The organism is Paraburkholderia domus, from assembly GCF_905220705.1.
GTDB classification, from domain to species: Bacteria; Pseudomonadota; Gammaproteobacteria; order Burkholderiales; family Burkholderiaceae; genus Paraburkholderia; species Paraburkholderia domus.
The window spans coordinates 212,879-229,521 of the sequence record NZ_CAJNAT010000006.1 but is presented as its reverse complement, the minus strand read 5'-3'; the positions used below and the strand labels follow the sequence as shown (position 1 = coordinate 229,521).

At 62.5% G+C, this 16,643-nt stretch carries 14 protein-coding genes; 9 read left to right on the top strand and 5 right to left on the bottom strand.

Features of this window, described 5'->3' with window-relative positions; genetic code table 11:
* The first annotated feature begins 123 nt into the window (after positions 1–123).
* Genes metX through KHO31_RS14350 form a run of 4 tightly spaced genes read left to right on the top strand, consistent with a single transcriptional unit; the run spans position 124 to position 4,578 of the window.
* Positions 124–1,269 carry a homoserine O-succinyltransferase MetX gene (gene metX, locus KHO31_RS14365; protein ID WP_211623597.1) on the top strand — a complete coding sequence of 382 codons (1,146 nt, stop codon included), beginning with the start codon at positions 124–126 and terminating at the stop codon, positions 1,267–1,269.
* A complete protein-coding gene (metW, locus tag KHO31_RS14360; RefSeq protein WP_201071852.1) occupies positions 1,266–1,874 on the top strand; it encodes a methionine biosynthesis protein MetW in 609 nt (202 codons plus the stop codon). Before metX ends, metW begins: the two co-directional genes overlap by 4 nt.
* Positions 1,875–1,888: 14 nt before the next feature.
* A complete protein-coding gene (locus KHO31_RS14355; protein ID WP_201071850.1) occupies positions 1,889–3,283 on the top strand; it encodes an AmpG family muropeptide MFS transporter in 1,395 nt (464 codons plus the stop codon).
* Between the two features lie 23 nt (positions 3,284–3,306).
* Positions 3,307–4,578 (top strand): M48 family metallopeptidase, encoded by a 1,272-nt coding sequence (locus KHO31_RS14350; protein WP_407945937.1) that lies wholly within the window; start codon positions 3,307–3,309, stop codon positions 4,576–4,578.
* Between the two features lie 82 nt (positions 4,579–4,660).
* Here KHO31_RS14350 and KHO31_RS14345 read toward each other — a convergent pair whose 3' ends face one another.
* The 5 genes from KHO31_RS14345 to gatC all read right to left on the bottom strand — a co-directional run bounded on the left by KHO31_RS14345 (position 4,661) and on the right by gatC (position 9,777).
* The gene (locus tag KHO31_RS14345; RefSeq protein WP_201071848.1) at positions 4,661–5,440 is read right to left on the bottom strand and encodes an exodeoxyribonuclease III; all 780 of its coding nucleotides are present in this window, start codon (positions 5,438–5,440) and stop codon (positions 4,661–4,663) included.
* A gap of 54 nt (positions 5,441–5,494) precedes the next feature.
* Positions 5,495–6,334, bottom strand: a complete 840-nt coding sequence (locus tag KHO31_RS14340) for a PPK2 family polyphosphate kinase (RefSeq protein WP_211623596.1) — start codon at positions 6,332–6,334, stop codon at positions 5,495–5,497.
* Between the two features lie 131 nt (positions 6,335–6,465).
* Positions 6,466–7,941: an Asp-tRNA(Asn)/Glu-tRNA(Gln) amidotransferase subunit GatB gene (gene gatB / locus KHO31_RS14335; RefSeq protein ID WP_201071845.1), complete on the bottom strand. Its 1,476-nt coding sequence runs from the start codon at positions 7,939–7,941 to the stop codon at positions 6,466–6,468.
* Positions 7,942–7,946: 5 nt separating this feature from the next.
* Entirely contained in the window at positions 7,947–9,434 is a 1,488-nt protein-coding gene (gatA, locus tag KHO31_RS14330; RefSeq protein WP_201071843.1) for an Asp-tRNA(Asn)/Glu-tRNA(Gln) amidotransferase subunit GatA, read from the bottom strand.
* Between the two features lie 43 nt (positions 9,435–9,477).
* Positions 9,478–9,777, bottom strand: coding sequence for an Asp-tRNA(Asn)/Glu-tRNA(Gln) amidotransferase subunit GatC (gene gatC, locus KHO31_RS14325; protein ID WP_201071841.1), 300 nt, complete (start codon positions 9,775–9,777; stop codon positions 9,478–9,480).
* 380 nt (positions 9,778–10,157) lie between these two features.
* Here gatC and KHO31_RS14320 point away from each other — a divergent pair, with 380 nt between their 5' ends.
* The 5 genes from KHO31_RS14320 to rodA all read left to right on the top strand — a co-directional run bounded on the left by KHO31_RS14320 (position 10,158) and on the right by rodA (position 16,583).
* Positions 10,158–11,201 carry a rod shape-determining protein gene (locus tag KHO31_RS14320; protein WP_004189550.1) on the top strand — a complete coding sequence of 348 codons (1,044 nt, stop codon included), beginning with the start codon at positions 10,158–10,160 and terminating at the stop codon, positions 11,199–11,201.
* 153 nt (positions 11,202–11,354) lie between these two features.
* Positions 11,355–12,452, top strand: a complete 1,098-nt coding sequence (mreC, locus tag KHO31_RS14315; RefSeq protein WP_201071840.1) for a rod shape-determining protein MreC — start codon at positions 11,355–11,357, stop codon at positions 12,450–12,452.
* Positions 12,449–12,961: a rod shape-determining protein MreD gene (gene mreD / locus KHO31_RS14310; protein WP_211623595.1), complete on the top strand. Its 513-nt coding sequence runs from the start codon at positions 12,449–12,451 to the stop codon at positions 12,959–12,961. The genes mreC and mreD overlap by 4 nt, the downstream gene beginning before the upstream one ends.
* 141 nt (positions 12,962–13,102) lie before the next feature.
* Positions 13,103–15,424 (top strand): penicillin-binding protein 2, encoded by a 2,322-nt coding sequence (mrdA, locus tag KHO31_RS14305; protein WP_201107628.1) that lies wholly within the window; start codon positions 13,103–13,105, stop codon positions 15,422–15,424.
* Between the two features lie 10 nt (positions 15,425–15,434).
* Complete coding sequence (gene rodA / locus KHO31_RS14300; protein ID WP_201071831.1) at positions 15,435–16,583, top strand: rod shape-determining protein RodA; 1,149 nt, start codon at positions 15,435–15,437, stop codon at positions 16,581–16,583.
* Positions 16,584–16,643 lie beyond the last annotated feature (60 nt).

The following is a 16,643-nucleotide window of genomic DNA, read 5'->3' as shown; positions in this document are numbered from 1 at the left end:
GGAACGTTTCCCGCGGTTCACTATAAATGCGGCTAAAGAGGTCGTCAGCCGTGCACATCGTTCCTCCTCCGTGCCTCGCCGACGCCAATCTAGCCGCCCTGTATTTGTTAAATGGCGGAATGAATGGAATCGATCGGTATCGTCGCTCCCCAAAAAATGCATTTCACCGAGCCGCTGCTCATGCAGAACGGCAGCTCGCTGGCCGGTTACGACCTGATGGTCGAGACCTACGGCACGCTCAACGCCGCGCGCAGCAATGCCGTGCTGGTGTGTCACGCGCTCAACGCGTCGCACCACGTAGCGGGCGTGTACGCGGACAATCCGAAGGACATCGGCTGGTGGGACAACATGGTCGGCCCGGGCAAACCACTCGACACCAACAAGTTCTTCGTGATCGGCGTGAACAACCTGGGCTCATGCTTCGGCTCGACCGGGCCGATGAGCATCGATCCGGCCACCGGCAATCCCTACGGCGCGACCTTTCCTGTCGTAACGGTCGAAGACTGGGTGAACGCCCAGGCGCGCGTCGCCGATGAGTTCGGCATCACGCGCTTCGCGGCTGTGATGGGTGGCAGCCTCGGCGGCATGCAGGCGCTCGCGTGGAGCATGATGTATCCGGAACGCGTGGGCCATTGCATCGTGGTTGCGTCCACACCGAAGCTGTCCGCGCAGAACATCGCGTTCAACGAGGTGGCTCGCTCGGCGATCCTGTCGGACCCGGATTTTCATGGCGGCAACTACTACGCGCACAACGTGAAGCCGAAGCGCGGCTTGCGCGTCGCGCGGATGATCGGCCACATCACGTATCTGTCGGACGACGACATGGCTGAGAAATTCGGCCGTTCGTTGCGGCGCGCGGAAGGCGCGGTGGATGCGTACAACTTCAACTTTGATGTCGAATTCGAAGTGGAATCGTACCTGCGCTACCAGGGCGACAAATTTGCCGACTACTTCGACGCGAACACCTACCTGCTGATCACCCGCGCGCTCGACTATTTCGACCCGGCCAAAGCCTTCGACGGCGACCTGACCGCCGCCGTCGCCCACACCACGGCGAAATACCTGATCGCCAGTTTCTCGACCGACTGGCGTTTCGCGCCGGCCCGCTCGCGCGAACTGGTGAAGGCGCTGCTCGACCACAAGCGCACGGTGACCTACGCGGAGATCGACGCGCCGCACGGCCACGACGCCTTCCTGCTAGACGACGCGCGCTACCACAACCTGATGCGTGCCTATTACGAACGTATTGCGAACGAGGTGAACGCATGAACCAGCGAGCACTCGATTATCTGGCTCTGCGCCCGGACTTCCGCGCGATCGCCCGCTGGGTCGAACCGGGCGCCAGCGTGCTCGATCTCGGCTGCGGCGACGGCTCGCTGCTGTCGCTCTTGACCGAAGAGCTGGACGTGCAGGGTTATGGCATCGAAATCAACGACGCTGGGGTATTGGCGTCGACGCAGAACGGCGTCAACGTGATCCAGCAGAATCTGGAAGACGGCCTGCGCCTGTTCGAAGACGGCAGCTTCGATTTCGCGATTCTGTCGCAGACGCTGCAAACCATCCATCAGACGGCCGCGATCCTGCGCGAGACGGTGCGGGTGGGCAAGGAATGCATCGTCTCGTTCCCGAATTTCGGCTACTGGGCGCACCGGCTTTCGGTGTTGCAAGGCCGCATGCCGGTGTCGAAGTCGCTGCCTTACCAGTGGCACAACACGCCGAACGTCCGGGTACTGACGATCGAGGATTTCGAGGCGTTGGCGCCGGAAGTCGGCATCGAGATCCTCGACCGCGTGGTGCTTCACGATGGCCAGGTGGTGCGATGGGGCGTGAACTGGCGTGGTAGTCTTGCGGTCTATCGCGTCAAGAAAAGCTAACCCCAGTTATCCACATGTCGAACCCGCCGCACGAGGCGCCTGCACTTACCGCTCACGAAGAACATCCCGGCTGGCGCGCGTTTCTGAATACGCGCATGCTGATCTGCGTCTTTCTCGGCTTTACGTCGGGACTGCCGCTGTTCACGCTCGTCTATCTGGTGCAGGCGTGGCTACGCTCCGAAGGCGTCAATCTGAAGGAAATCGGCCTCTTTGCGCTGATTCAGTTTCCGTACACCTGGAAATTCATCTGGGCGCCGCTGATGGACCGCTACGTGCCGCGTTTTCCGGGCTGGCGTCCGGGAAGACGGCGCGGCTGGATGCTGGTCACGCAAATCCTGGTTGCCGGCGCGATCGCTGCGCTAGGTTTCGTGTCGCCGAAAGATTCGATCTGGACGGTGGCGGCGTTGACGGCACTGGTCGCGTTCTTCGGCGCGAGCCAGGACATCGTGATCGACGCCTACCGGCGTGAGTTGCTGAGCGACACGCAGCAAGGTCTCGGCAATGCGGTGCACGTGAATGCGTACAAAATCGCCGCGCTGGTGCCGGGTTCGCTTGCGCTGATTCTGTCTGACCACTTACCGTGGACCACCGTTTTTATCGTCACCGCCGCCTTCATGCTGCCAGGCATGATCATGACGCTGGTGGTGCGCGAGCCCCAGGTGCACGGCACGCCGCCAAAGAATCTGCGCGAAGCGATCGTGCAGCCGTTCAGCGAATTCATTCAACGCGACGGCTGGCGTGGCGCGCTGTTCGTGCTCGGTTTCATCTTTCTTTACAAGCTCGGCGACACGATGGCGACCACGCTGTCCACGTCGTTCTTCCTCGACATCGGCTTTTCACGCACGCAGATTGGTGTGATCGCCAAGACCACCGCGTTCGGTGCGAGTCTCGCGGGCGGGATCGTCGGCGGGATCTGGCTGATGAGGGTTGGCATCGGCCGCGGGCTCTGGATCTTCGGCATCCTGCAGATGGTGTCGACGCTCGGCTTTGCATGGCTTGCGCATCTCGGACCGGCATCGCCCGGTCTTGCCGTGATTTACGACATCGCCGTCTGGCTGAGCCAAGGCACCTCGAAGCTGCTCGCGCTGGTCGGCATCGACTGGACCGTGCAGCTCGATCCGCGCTCAGTCGCACTGGCATTGGTCTACGGCCTGGAAACCTTCGCGACGGGTCTGACGATGGCGGCCTTCACCGCTTACATCGCCAGCACCACCGATCCGCGCTACACCGCTACGCAGTTCGCACTTTTCACGAGTCTGGCTTCCGTGCCGCGCACGTTGGCATCGGCAGCAAGCGGCTATGTGGTCGCAAAAATCGGCTGGTTCGACTATTTCATCGTGTGTACGGCGCTGGGGCTGCCCGGCATGCTGCTTCTGCTGCGCATCGCGCCCTGGAGAACCCGGTCGTGACGGTGCTTCAGTCAAAGCATGCGGTGCGCCCGGGATCGGATGTCTCCGGGATTCCTTCGCGCAACGCGTCCCGCGGGGTGCTGCGTGCGGCATTGGCGCTTTTCGGTTACGCGAGCCTCGCGTTGGCGGCGCCGTTGAGCGCCTACGCGACCGCTATGCCCGCGGTCGGCACCGGTGCATCGGCACCGGCCACCACCACCACCACCACCACGAATGCTCCAGCGCCGACGGCAAAATTGGCGCCGAGCACGGCGAGCCCGGAAAGCGCGACATCGTCGGCAGCCGGCGCGACCAGCGCCACGAACGCCGGCAGCGCACCCGCGCCCGCCACGCCGCCCGCTTCAACGCAGTCACCACCGGCGCCTGTAACGGCCAAAACGCCCGCAGCCACCTCGGCTCCGGCCGCGGCCGCAAAAGCGCCTGCTGCGACTTCAACGCCCGCCGCAACGGCAAACGCCCCCACGCTCCCGGCTTACAGTGCTCCAAACACGCAGTTGCGCTACGGCGGTTACCTCGTGTTTCGTAACCTGATCCCGTCGCCAATGCTCGAGGCACAAGCCACTGAAGAGTTCGGCCAGATCGTGTACGGCGCAGACCACGCGAACCGCCTGTACGGCGACACCGACGCCCACGTCACACGGGTTCGTTCAATCGTCGACAAGCTGATTCCCTATTCGCTGAAGTGGAACGAGCGGGCGAAGGGCTGGAAGTGGGATGTGGCCGTGGTGCGCTCGCCCGACATCCGCATGTACTGCCTGCCGGGCGGCAAGATTGTCGTGTACAGCGGCCTGCTCGACCGCGCGCGTCTGAACGACAACGAACTCGGCATGCTGATCGGCCATGAGATCGCGCACGCACTGCGCGAGCATGCACGCGAGCGGCTCGGCGAATTGCAGTCCAGCCAGCTCGACTCTTCCGGCACAATCCCGCAGCTATTCGGGCTCGCCGATCTGGGCGCCGCCCCGCTTGGCATCGGTTCACGGTTGCTGGAGATGAAGTACGAGGGCACCGACGAAACCGAAGCCGACGTGATCGGCAGTGATATCGCTTCGCGCGCCGGCTTCGATCCGCGCGCGGCGGTCACGCTATGGGACAAGCTGGCTACGGCGACGCGCAGCAATCGCGACCAGGGCTATATCTACGTGCACCCCTACACGCCGGCGCGACGCCAGGACATCATCAAGCGTCTGCCGGATATGCTGCCGCTATACGCGAAAGCTATCGGCAAGAGCGTCGATGCGCTGCCGGACTACGCTGGCATGGGCCGCCCGCGTCGCAAACCGATCAGCGAGTGAGTTGCGTGGACCGCGACGCTTGCGGCTTGCAGGCAAGGGCCTGCTCGTGGCTCACGCGGTTTCGTTACAGTCCGGGACCGGCTTACTTCTTGAGCTTGTGGTCGTAATCGACGGTCAGCGGTGCGTGGTCGCTGAACTTGATATCGCGGAACACGTCGGTACGTTTCGCTTTGCCGGCGATCCCCTGCGTCGCGATCTGATAATCGATCCGCCACCCCACGTTCTTCGCGTACGCCTGACCGCGATTGCTCCACCACGTGTACTGTTCCGGCCGCTGATCGAGCGTGCGGAACACGTCGACGTAACCGACTTCGTCGAACAGCTTGGTGAGCCACTCGCGCTCTTCCGGCAGGCAGCCTGAATTCTTCTGGTTGCTCTTCCAGTTCTTGATGTCGATCTCTTTGTGGACGATGTTCACGTCGCCGCACACGATCACTTCGCGTTCCTGCGCCAGTTCCGCGAGATGCGGCATGAACTCGTCCATGAAGCGGAACTTGGCCTGCTGGCGATCTTCCCCACTTGACCCCGACGGCACGTACACCGAGATCACCGATAGCTTGCCGAAGCGCAATTCGACATAGCGCCCTTCAGGATCGAATTCCTCGCTGCCGAACCCGATAATGACTTCGTCCGGCTCATGACGCGTGTACACGCCCGCGCCGCTATAGCCCTTCTTCACCGCATGCTGGAAATAGCCGGTGAAACCGTGCGGCGACATGAATTCCGGCGTCAAGTCGTCCTGCGAGCATTTGATTTCCTGCACGCACAGCACATCGGCTTTCTGTTCGCCGAACCAGTCGAAGAAGCCCTTCTTCGCCGCGGAGCGGATGCCGTTCAGGTTGGCGGTAATCACACGCAACATGTCGTTCCTTTTATGTTCGATTCGTTGTTAGATCAAAGGGCAAAAAGCATACGGTCATTCGACCTTGATACCCTTCAGCGATTCTTTGGCAGGCGGATATTCGAGCTTCAGCGCTTCGAACGTGCGCAACAACAATTCGGCGACCATCACATTGCGGTGGGTCTTCGAATCGGCCGGAACCACGTACCAGGGCGCGTAGTCGGTCGACGTCGCGTCCAGTGCGTCGCGATAAGCCGCCTGATATTTGTCCCACTGCTTGCGTGCTTCGAGATCGGAGACGTCGAATTTCCAGTGCTTGCTCGGATCGTCAATACGCGCCTGCAGACGCTGACGCTGCTCTTCTTTTGAAATGTGCAGCATGCACTTGACGATAGTCGTACCGCTGTCGGCCAGCAGCGATTCAAATTGGCGAATGTGACAACAGCGCCGTTCGAATGCTTCGGCATCCAGATTGCCGAGCACGGTCGGCACCAGCAAATCTTCGTAGTGACTGCGATTGAAGATGGTCAGTTCGCCGGCAGCGGGTGCCTGGGCATGCACGCGCCACAGGAAATCGTGCGCCAGTTCGACGGGCGTCGGCGCTTTGAACGGCACGATGCGCAAACCGAGCGGATCGACGTCATGAAACACCGCGCGGATCGTGCCGTCCTTGCCGCTCGTGTCCATGCCCTGCAGCACCAGCAACACCCGACGCTGCTGCTGCGCGTGCAGGCACTCCTGCAGTGTGTCGAGTTTCGCGCCGATCTCCGACAAACGCGCCCGGTCGGAATCTTTCGAACCGGTCGAGAAAGGCTTCGCGGCCGGGTCGAAAGCCTCAAGCGAGAATTTGATGCTCTTCTTGCCGTCGTCGAAATACGGTACGCGGAAGTCGTCGAGTTCGGGTTGCTTCGCCATTCACACTCCGTGATCTGCGTTTAAACGGGCCCGCAAAATGAAACGGGCCGCTGCCCCACTTTCGTTTCCGGCAACAGCCCGTGACAGCTAAAGCTCGCGCTTCAGCCATGGCTCTTCAATTGAGGGTCAACTCAGGACAGCTTCTTCTTCAGCAGTTCGTTCACCTGAGCCGGATTAGCCTTGCCCTTGGTCGCTTTCATCGCCTGACCAATCAGTGCGTTGAATGCCTTTTCCTTGCCCGCGCGGAATTCCTCAACCGACTTCGGGTTCGCGGCGAGCACTTCGTCGATGATCGCTTCCAGCGCGCCGGTGTCCGAAATCTGCTTCAAACCCTTCGCTTCGATGATGCGATCGGCAGCGCCTTCGTCGGTAGCCTTCTCTTCCCAGATCGCGAGGAAAATTTCCTTGGCAATCTTGTTCGAGATCGTGCCGTCGGCGATACGTTGCAGCAACAGCGCGAGTTGCACGGACGAAACCGGGCTCTCGGCGATGTCCAGGTCTTCGCGATTCAGTTGTGACGACACTTCGCCCATCAGCCAGTTAGCCGCGACCTTGGCGTTCGACGGACCGACCTTGAGGACGACCGCTTCGTAATATGCAGCCATAGCCTTGCTCGACGTCAGCACGTTCGCGTCGTACGGCGTCAGGCCGTATTGCGTGACGAAGCGCTGTTGAATCGCGACCGGCAGTTCCGGCATCTCGCTCTTCACGCGCTCGACCCACGCCGAGTCGATCACGAGCGGCATCAGATCGGGATCGGGGAAATAGCGGTAGTCGTGCGCGTCTTCCTTGCTGCGCATCGAGCGCGTTTCGCGCTTGTCCGGATCGTACAGACGCGTTTCCTGCACCACCGTGCCGCCGTCCTCGATCAATTCGATCTGACGGCGCACTTCGTACTGGATCGCTTCTTCGAGGAAGCGGAACGAGTTCAGGTTCTTGATCTCGGCACGCGTGCCGAATTCCGCCTGACCGACCGGGCGCACCGACACGTTCGCGTCGCAACGGAACGAGCCTTCCTGCATGTTGCCGTCGCAGATGCCGAGCCATGTGACCAGCGTGTGCAACGTCTTGGCATACGCGACCGCTTCAGCCGCGCTGCGCATTTCCGGTTCGGTGACGATTTCGAGCAGCGGCGTGCCGGCGCGATTCAGGTCGATACCGGTCATGCCCGCGAAGTCTTCGTGCAGCGACTTGCCCGCGTCTTCTTCGAGGTGAGCGCGCGTCAGGTTGACGACCTTCTCGTACGCTTCCTTGCCCGCCTTTTCGTTAGCCGGAACCTGAATCGTCACCTGGCCGCCCTGCACGACGGGGATTTCGTACTGGCTGATCTGATAGCCCTTCGGCAGATCGGGGTAGAAATAATTCTTGCGCGCGAAGATGCTGCGCGGCGCAATCGTCGAGCCGATTGCGAGGCCAAACTGAATCGCGCGCTCCACGGCGCCGCGGTTCATCACCGGCAGCGAACCCGGCAATGCCAGATCGACGGGGCAGGCCTGCGTATTAGGCGCAGCGCCGAATTGCGTGGCGGCGCCCGAGAAAATCTTCGATTGAGTCGACAGTTGCGCGTGGGTCTCCAGACCGATCACGACTTCCCATTGCTTGGCCATGGTGCTCACACTCCTGCCGGTGCTTTGCGGTGCCAGTCGGTCGCGCGCTGGAACGCGTCGGCCACTTGCAGCATCCGGGCTTCATTGAAATAGTTGCCGATGATCTGCAGACCCACCGGACGCTGCGCGTTCGCGCCCGCACCGAAACCGCACGGCACGCTCATGCCAGGCAAACCGGCGAGGCTCACCGACAGCGTGTAGATGTCGGCCAGATACATCTGCACCGGATCGTCGCCCTTTGCGCCGAGGTCCCACGCCACCGACGGCGCGACCGGTCCCATGATCACGTCGCACTGCTTGAACGCTTCCTGGAAGTCTTGCGCGATGATCCGGCGGATCTTTTGGGCTTGCAGGTAGTACGCGTCGTAATAGCCATGCGACAGCACATACGCGCCCACCAGAATGCGGCGCTTCACTTCCGGACCGAAGCCCTCGGCACGTGACTTCTTGTACATGTCGAGCAGATCGCGATACTCCGCGGCGCGATGGCCGAAGCGCACACCGTCGAAACGCGACAGGTTCGACGAAGCTTCCGCCGGCGCGATCACGTAGTACACCGGGATCGACAGTTCGGTTTTCGGCAGCGAGACTTCCACCAGCGTCGCGCCGAGCGCTTCGTATTGCTTCAAAGCTGCGTCGATCGAGGCGCGCACGTCGTCGGCCAAGCCTGCGCCGAAGTACTCTTTCGGCAGGCCGATGCGCAGGCCGGCGAGCGGTTTGTCCGCGCCGTCGTCTTTCCACGTCTTGCCGATGTAACGCGTGAAGTCTTCGTCTTCGCGCGTGAGGCTGGTCGAATCGCGCTCGTCGAAACCGGCCATGGCGTTGAGCAGCGTCGCGCAATCCGCGGCGGTCTGGGCCATCGGGCCGCCCTGATCCAGCGACGACGCGAACGCGATCATCCCGTAGCGCGACACGCGGCCGTACGTCGGCTTGATGCCGGTGATGCCGGAGAACGACGCCGGCTGACGGATCGAGCCGCCGGTATCGGTGCCGGTGGCAGCGGGCGCGAGACGCGCCGCCACAGCCGCAGCCGAACCACCCGACGAACCGCCCGGCACAGCCTTACGATCCCACGGATTCTCCACGGGACCAAAGTACGAATTCTCGTTGGACGAGCCCATCGCGAACTCGTCCATATTGGTCTTGCCCACGCACACCATGCCGGCGTTCTGCAGACGCGCGACCACCGTCGCATCGAACGGACTTTCGTAGTTCGACAGCATCTTCGAGCCGGCCGTGGAGCGCCAACCCTTGGTGACGAACACGTCCTTGTGCGCGATCGGCAGGCCGACCAGCGGGCCGGCGTGGCCGGCGTGAAGCAGCGCGTCGGCCGCTTTCGCCTGCGCGAGCGTCAGATCGGCGTCGACCTGAATGAAGGCGTTCAGGCTATTTGCCGCGTCGATCCGCTTCAGATAGAGCTGCGCCAGTTCGACTGCCGAGCATTCCTTGGCTGCCAATGCGGCGCGCAGTTCGGTCAAGCTTTTTTCATGCATTGCGTTTTATCCTGGGCTTGATTCGCGAGTCTTGGTCGATCACTTACTCGATCACCTTCGGCACGAGGTACAGGCCGTCCTGAACGGCCGGCGCCGGGCGCTGGAAGGCTTCACGGTCGACCGTTTCGGTCACCGCGTCGTCACGCAGACGCAACGCGACGTCTTCGATCTGCTCGATCGGATGGGCAAGCGGAGCGATGCCGGTGGTATCGACCGCCTGCATTTGCTCGACGAGGCCAAAGAAATCATTGAGCTGGACGAGCGTGTGCTCAGCGTCGGCGTCAGCCAGTTCGAGCCGCGCGAGGTGCGCGATGCGTTTAACATCGGTCAGGGTCAGAGCCATGCAGTCACCGGAAAATGTGGTGGACCGCCGCAGCGCGGGAAAAACGATGCTGCGACAGCGGGTTACGACACTGGAGGAAGACCTCGAAAAAGGGGCCAGCGGCGGCAAAAAGTGCCGTCCGTTTCCTTCAAAACATCCAAAATTATAAGGTATCATTACGCGTTCGACCCAAACCCGGACCGACTTACCAAGGCCTTTCTGAACAATTCCCAAAGATAGTTCGGATTTTTCTGACTTGGCCTTGCACCGGCCTCCGGTAGACTCCCTCGCAGCTTCAAGTTCCTGTGGCGCCGCTTCCGCCCGGTTGAAGCTGTTATTTTTTCCGCTGCCGCCCTGCGCAACCGTTGCGAGGGCTGGCCCCAAGCGAGACAGGATTTTGAATGTTCGGTTTTCTTCGCAGCTACTTCTCCAACGATCTGGCGATTGACCTTGGCACTGCCAACACGCTCATTTACATGCGTGGCAAGGGTATCGTTCTTGATGAACCGTCGGTGGTCTCGATCCGCCAGGAAGGCGGTCCCAACGGTAAGAAAACCATTCAGGCAGTCGGCAAGGAAGCCAAGCAGATGCTTGGTAAGGTGCCGGGCAACATCGAGGCGATCCGCCCGATGAAAGACGGCGTGATCGCCGACTTCACCGTCACCGAGCAGATGATCAAGCAGTTCATCAAAACTGCTCACGAATCGCGCATGTTCTCGCCTTCGCCGCGCATCATCATCTGCGTGCCGTGCGGCTCGACCCAGGTCGAGCGCCGCGCCATCAAAGAAGCCGCGCACGGTGCGGGCGCTTCGCAGGTTTATCTCATTGAAGAACCCATGGCAGCGGCAATCGGCGCAGGCCTGCCGGTATCGGAAGCAACGGGTTCGATGGTTGTCGACATCGGCGGCGGCACGACCGAAGTCGGCGTGATCTCGCTCGGCGGCATCGTGTACAAGGGTTCGGTGCGCGTAGGCGGCGACAAGTTCGACGAAGCCATCGTCAACTACATCCGCCGCAACTACGGCATGCTGATCGGCGAACAAACCGCTGAAGCCATCAAGAAAGAAATCGGCTCCGCGTTCCCGGGTTCCGAAGTCAAGGAAATGGAAGTGAAGGGCCGCAATCTGTCGGAAGGCATTCCGCGCAGCTTCACGATCTCCAGCAACGAAATTCTTGAAGCCCTCACCGATCCGCTGAACCAGATCGTGTCGTCGGTGAAGATCGCGCTCGAACAAACGCCGCCGGAACTGGGCGCCGACATCGCCGAGCGCGGCATGATGCTCACGGGTGGTGGCGCCCTGCTGCGCGATCTGGACCGCCTGCTCGCCGAAGAAACCGGCCTGCCGGTGCTCGTCGCCGAAGACCCGCTGACCTGCGTTGTGCGCGGCTCGGGCATGGCGCTCGAACGCATGGACAAGCTGGGCAGCATCTTCTCGTACGAGTAAGCGAGCCCGTCTCCATGTCAGTAGCGCGGATCAGGCAAACGGCCCCTTGCGGGCCGGTTTGCCGTTGGCTGGGCCTGCCAGCCTCCGCGCGCTGAACGCGCGTCCCTCGCGCGCCGCCGTCTCACCCAACCGCTCACGCCCCCGGCGCCGACCATGGAATACAGTCCGCCGCCCCTGTTCAAGCAAGGCCCGTCCGCTCTCGCACGGCTGGTGTTTTTTGTCTTGCTGGCGCTCGCCCTGCTGATCTCCGATGCACGCTTCAAAACGCTCGAAATCGTTCGTGGCGTGCTCGGCGCGGGTCTTTATCCGTTGCAACGCGCAGCCCTGGTGCCGCGCGACATCTTCATGGGCGCTGCCGACCTGGCCGTGACCAGCGCCACGCTGCGCCAGGAGAACGATAAGCTGCGCACCAAAGATCTCCAGCTCTCGCAGCAAGCCAATACGGCCGCCGAACTGGCCGCTGAAAACACCCATTTGCGCGCGCTGCTGCAACTCTCGCAGCGCTCGACCACGCAATCGCTGCCCGCCGAAATTCAGTACGACACGCGCGATCCGTTCACGCAGAAGGTCGTGATCGGCCGCGGCGCGCAGCAAGGCGTCCAGGACGGTTCGCCCGTCGTCAATGAAGATGGCGTGATCGGTCAGGTGACGCGTGTGTTCCCGCTGCAAGCCGAAGTGACGCTGCTCACCGACAAGGATCAGGCCGTGCCTGTGCAAATCGTGCGCACCGGCTTGCGCAGCGTGATTTACGGCACGCCGAAGGGCGATACGCTCGACCTGCGCTTCGTGCCGATCAGCGCCGACGTTCAGACCGGCGACGAACTCGTCACCAGCGGGCTCGACGGCGTTTATCCGCCGGGCTTGCCGGTCGCCAAGGTCGTGCGGGTCGACAAACAGGCCGATACGGCGTTCGCGCGCGTGATCTGCTTGCCGGTTGCTCCCGTGCGTGGCGCGCGTCAGTTACTGGTGCTGCACTACCTGAATAACGTGCCGCCGCGTCCTGCGGAAGAGCCCGATGCGGCTACAACCGCCAAGGACGCGAAAGCGAAGAAGGGCGGCAAGCCCACGGATAGCAAGCCCGCGGCGGATAAAACCGCTGCGAAGCCTGCTGAAAAGCCGGTCGCTGCTGCCAAGCCCGCTGAAAAACCGCCGGCCAAAACCACGGCCACGGAGAAGAAAGCCGCTACCGAAAAGAAACCGGCCGCCGACAAGAGCGCGAAGCCGCAAACCACGCCGGGGGCCCAGCCATGAACCGTCCGCAATACATCCTGCAGCCGGTCAATCCGTACTTCATCTCGTTCAGCCTCGCTGCGGCGTTCTTGCTGAATCTGATGCCGTGGGGGCGCCTTGCCGGCGTACCGGACTTCGTGGCGCTCGTGCTGCTGTTCTGGAACGTGCACCAGCCGCGCAAGGTCGGCATGGGCATCGCGTTCTTCCTCGGCTTGCTGATGGACGTGCACAACGCCAGCCTGCTCGGCGAGCACGCGCTGGCGTATACGTTGTTGTCGTACGGCGCGATTACGATCCATCGCCGCGTGCTGTGGATGTCGATCGGTGTGCAGACCTTCGCGGTCATGCCGCTGCTGGTCGTCGCGCAAGTGGCGCCGTTCGTGATCCGTCTGCTGACGGGCGCGGCGTTTCCGGGCTGGGGTTACCTGATCGACGGCTTCGTCGAAGCCGCACTGTGGCCGATCGCCAGCATGCTGCTGCTGATGCCGCAGCGCCGTCCGGCTGATCCGGACGACACGCGGCCGATTTAAAGACGCTTCGAGCCCGTCGGCCGTTCCGATGGAACCCAGCCACCCGGCCCGCTCGATACGCATCGCTGTTCATGCCTCCCGGCTCCGGCCGGTTTGGGCGCACACTCATGATGGCCGTCACGTGGCCTTTTGCAGAATCGCATGACCGAATTCAAGGACACTCAGCAACAGCTCTCGAAGTTCCGCCTGCGCGTCGCGGCGGCGGGCGTGTTCGTGTTCGTCTGCTTCGGGCTGATCGGCTTCCGTTTCCTGGTCCTGCAGGTCTGGCACTACAGCAAGTATTCGCTGCAAGCCGATGAAAACCGCATCTCGGTCGCCCCGATCGTGCCGAACCGAGGCATCATCACCGACCGCAACGGCGTGGTGCTGGCCAAGAACTACTCAGCGTACACGCTCGAACTCACACCGTCGAAGCTGAACGATACGCTCGAAAACGTAATCGACAACCTGGCCACCGTGGTCTCGATCGACGCACGCGACCGGCGCCGCTTCAAGAAGCTGCAGGAAGACTCGAAGAACTTCGAGAGCCTGCCGATCCGCACCCGCCTCACCGACGACGAAGTCGCGCGCTTCACCGCGCAACGCTTCCGCTTCCCGGGCGTGGAAGTGCGCGCGCGCCTGTTCCGCCAGTACCCGCTCGGACCGACCGCAGCGCATGTGATTGGCTATATCGGCCGGATTTCGCAGCGCGATCAGGACCGCATCGACGACGCCAGCGATCAGAACGACAGCGATCCGGACCACTACGATCCGCGCCTTGACGCGAACAACTACAAGGGCACCGACTACATCGGCAAGATCGGCGTCGAGCAGAGCTACGAGACGGAACTGCACGGCCAGACCGGTTTTGAGGAAGTCGAAGTGACCGCCGGCGGGCGGCCCGTGCGCACGCTGTCGCGCACCCAGGCAACGCCGGGCAATAACCTCCAACTGTCGATCGACATCGGCCTGCAGCAGGTCGCCGAGCAGGCCTTTGCGGGCCGCCGTGGGGCGCTGGTCGCGATCGAACCGGCAACCGGCGACGTGCTCGCCTTCGTGTCGGCGCCGAGCTTCGATCCGAATTCGTTTGTCGACGGCATCGATCAGCAGACCTGGGACGAGCTCAACAACTCGCCCGACCATCCGCTCCTGAACCGCCCGTTGCACGGCACCTATCCGCCGGGCTCGACCTACAAGCCGTTCATGGCGCTCGCCGCGCTGACGCTGCATAAGCGCACGCCGGGTTGGGGCTTCCAGGATCCGGGTTCGTACACTTTCGGCGGCCATACGTTCCGCAACGACGTGCGCTCCGGCCAGGGCTGGGTCGACATGAATCGCGCGATCGTGGTGTCGAACGACACGTATTTCTACATGCTCGCGCACGATCTCGGCGTCAACGCGATCGCCGGCTTCATGAAGCCATGGGGCTTCGGGCAGATCACCGGCATCGACATTTCTGGCGAAGCGCGCGGTATCCTGCCGTCGACGGACTGGAAGCGCAAGGCGTACCGCAAGCCCGAGCAGCAGCGCTGGTATGAAGGCGAAACGATCAGTCTGGGCATCGGCCAGGGCTACAACTCGTTCACCATTCTCCAGCTCGCCCATGCCACCGCCACGCTCGCCAACAATGGCGTCGTGATGAAGCCGCACCTCGTGCGCGACATCGAAAATCCGATCACGAAAGATACGCGCCCGGTCGTGCGTGACCCGAGCGACAAGATCGCCGTGAAGCAATCGGACATCGACATCATCAAGCGCGCGATGGAAGGCGTCGTAACCAACGGTACGGCGTCGAAGGTGTTCATCGGGGCACCGTATCAGGCGGCCGCCAAGACCGGTACGGCACAGGTCTACTCGCTGCAAGGCGCGAACTACAAAGGCCATGCGATCGCCGAACACCTGCGCGACCACGCGCTCTTCATCGCCTTCGCGCCTGCCGAGCAACCGAAGATCGCGCTCGCGCTGATCGTCGAAAACGGTGGCTGGGGTGCGGAAGCGGCCGGCCCGATCGCGCGGCGTGTGCTCGACTACTACCTGGTTGGGAAGAACAAGCCCGGCGCTGAGGCGGCGGCTGTCGCGGCAGCGGCCTCGGCGACGCAGGATGCGTCGGCGCCTCAAGTAGGTGACGCGCCGACGCCGCAGGACGCAGCGCAGCCGGTCAAGGTCGCGGCGGGCTTCACGGCACTGCCGATGCCGGGTGCGGCTTCGGCCGCAGCGGCGGCTTCTGCTGCGGCGGCTGCATCGGCTACGGCCAGTGCATCGACCGCCGCGGCGGCGGCTGCCGCATCCGGCGCATCGGCGGCCGTTGCCTCATCGGCATCCGCGTCTGCCACCGCAAAGAACCCGGCGCCGCGTAAATCCGGCGTCCCGCACAAACCCCGTCCGAGCAGCGAGCCGGCACCGACCGCCGCCGCCCCGTCGCGGGATGACAGCATTCAGCCTACGTCGCCACGCCAGCCGGTTTCCGGCGGCATCGACGAGTAAGGAGAAAGGCATGCAATTCGACAAGCGCGCCTGGCTCGACCGCATCAAGCGGATGTTCGTGGGCTTCGACCGGCCGCTCGCCCTGATCGTGTTCCTGCTGCTGTGCGTCGGCATCGTCACGCTATACAGCGCAACGCTGGACATGCCCGGCCGGGTGGAAGACCAACTGCGCAACATCATGCTGACGTTCGTGCTGATGTGGGCGCTGGCCAATGTGCCGCCCACCACGCTGATGCGCTTCGCGGTCCCGCTCTATACATTCGGGATCGCGTTGCTGGTTGCCGTGGCGATGTTCGGCCTCACGCGTAAGGGTGCGAAGCGCTGGATCAACGTCGGCGTGGTGATCCAGCCGTCGGAGATTCTGAAGATCGCCACACCGCTGATGCTGGCCTGGTACTACCAGCGCCGCGAAGGCGTGATGCGCTGGTACGACTTTCTGGTCGGCTTCCTGATTCTGATTGTGCCGGTCGGTTTGATCGCCAAACAGCCTGACCTCGGCACCGCCGTGCTGGTGTTCGCGGCCGGCTTTTTCGTGATTTATTTCGCTGGACTCAGCTTCAAGCTGATCGTGCCGGTGCTGATTGCCGGTGTGATCGCTGTCGCTTCAATCGCGGCGTTCCAGGACAAGATCTGTCAGCCGGAAGTGCAGTGGCCGCTGATGCACGATTATCAGAAGCACCGTATCTGTACGCTGCTCGATCCGACGTCCGATCCGCTCGGCAAGGGTTTCCATACGATTCAGGCGGTGATTGCAATCGGCTCGGGCGGCCCACTCGGCAAGGGTTGGCTCAAGGGTACACAGGCGCATCTGGAATTCATCCCTGAGAAGCACACCGATTTCATCTTCGCGGTGTTTTCCGAAGAATTCGGGCTGGCGGGCGGGATCGTTCTGCTCACGCTCTATATGCTGCTGATCGCGCGCGGACTGTTTATCGCGGCGAATGGGGCGACGCTGTTTGGGCGGCTGCTGGCCGGATCGTTGACAATGGCGTTCTTCACCTACGCGTTCGTCAACATCGGCATGGTGAGCGGGATCTTGCCGGTGGTGGGCGTGCCGCTGCCATTCATGAGTTACGGCGGCACTGCGCTAACTACGCTGGGGGTCGCAATCGGCCTCATCATGAACGTCGCGCGGCAGAAGCGGTTGATGCAGAGTTAGCGCAGCGGAGCGCTCAGGCCGTGCAGGTGAACGCAGCAGCACCTGGAGCGCAAAATCAAC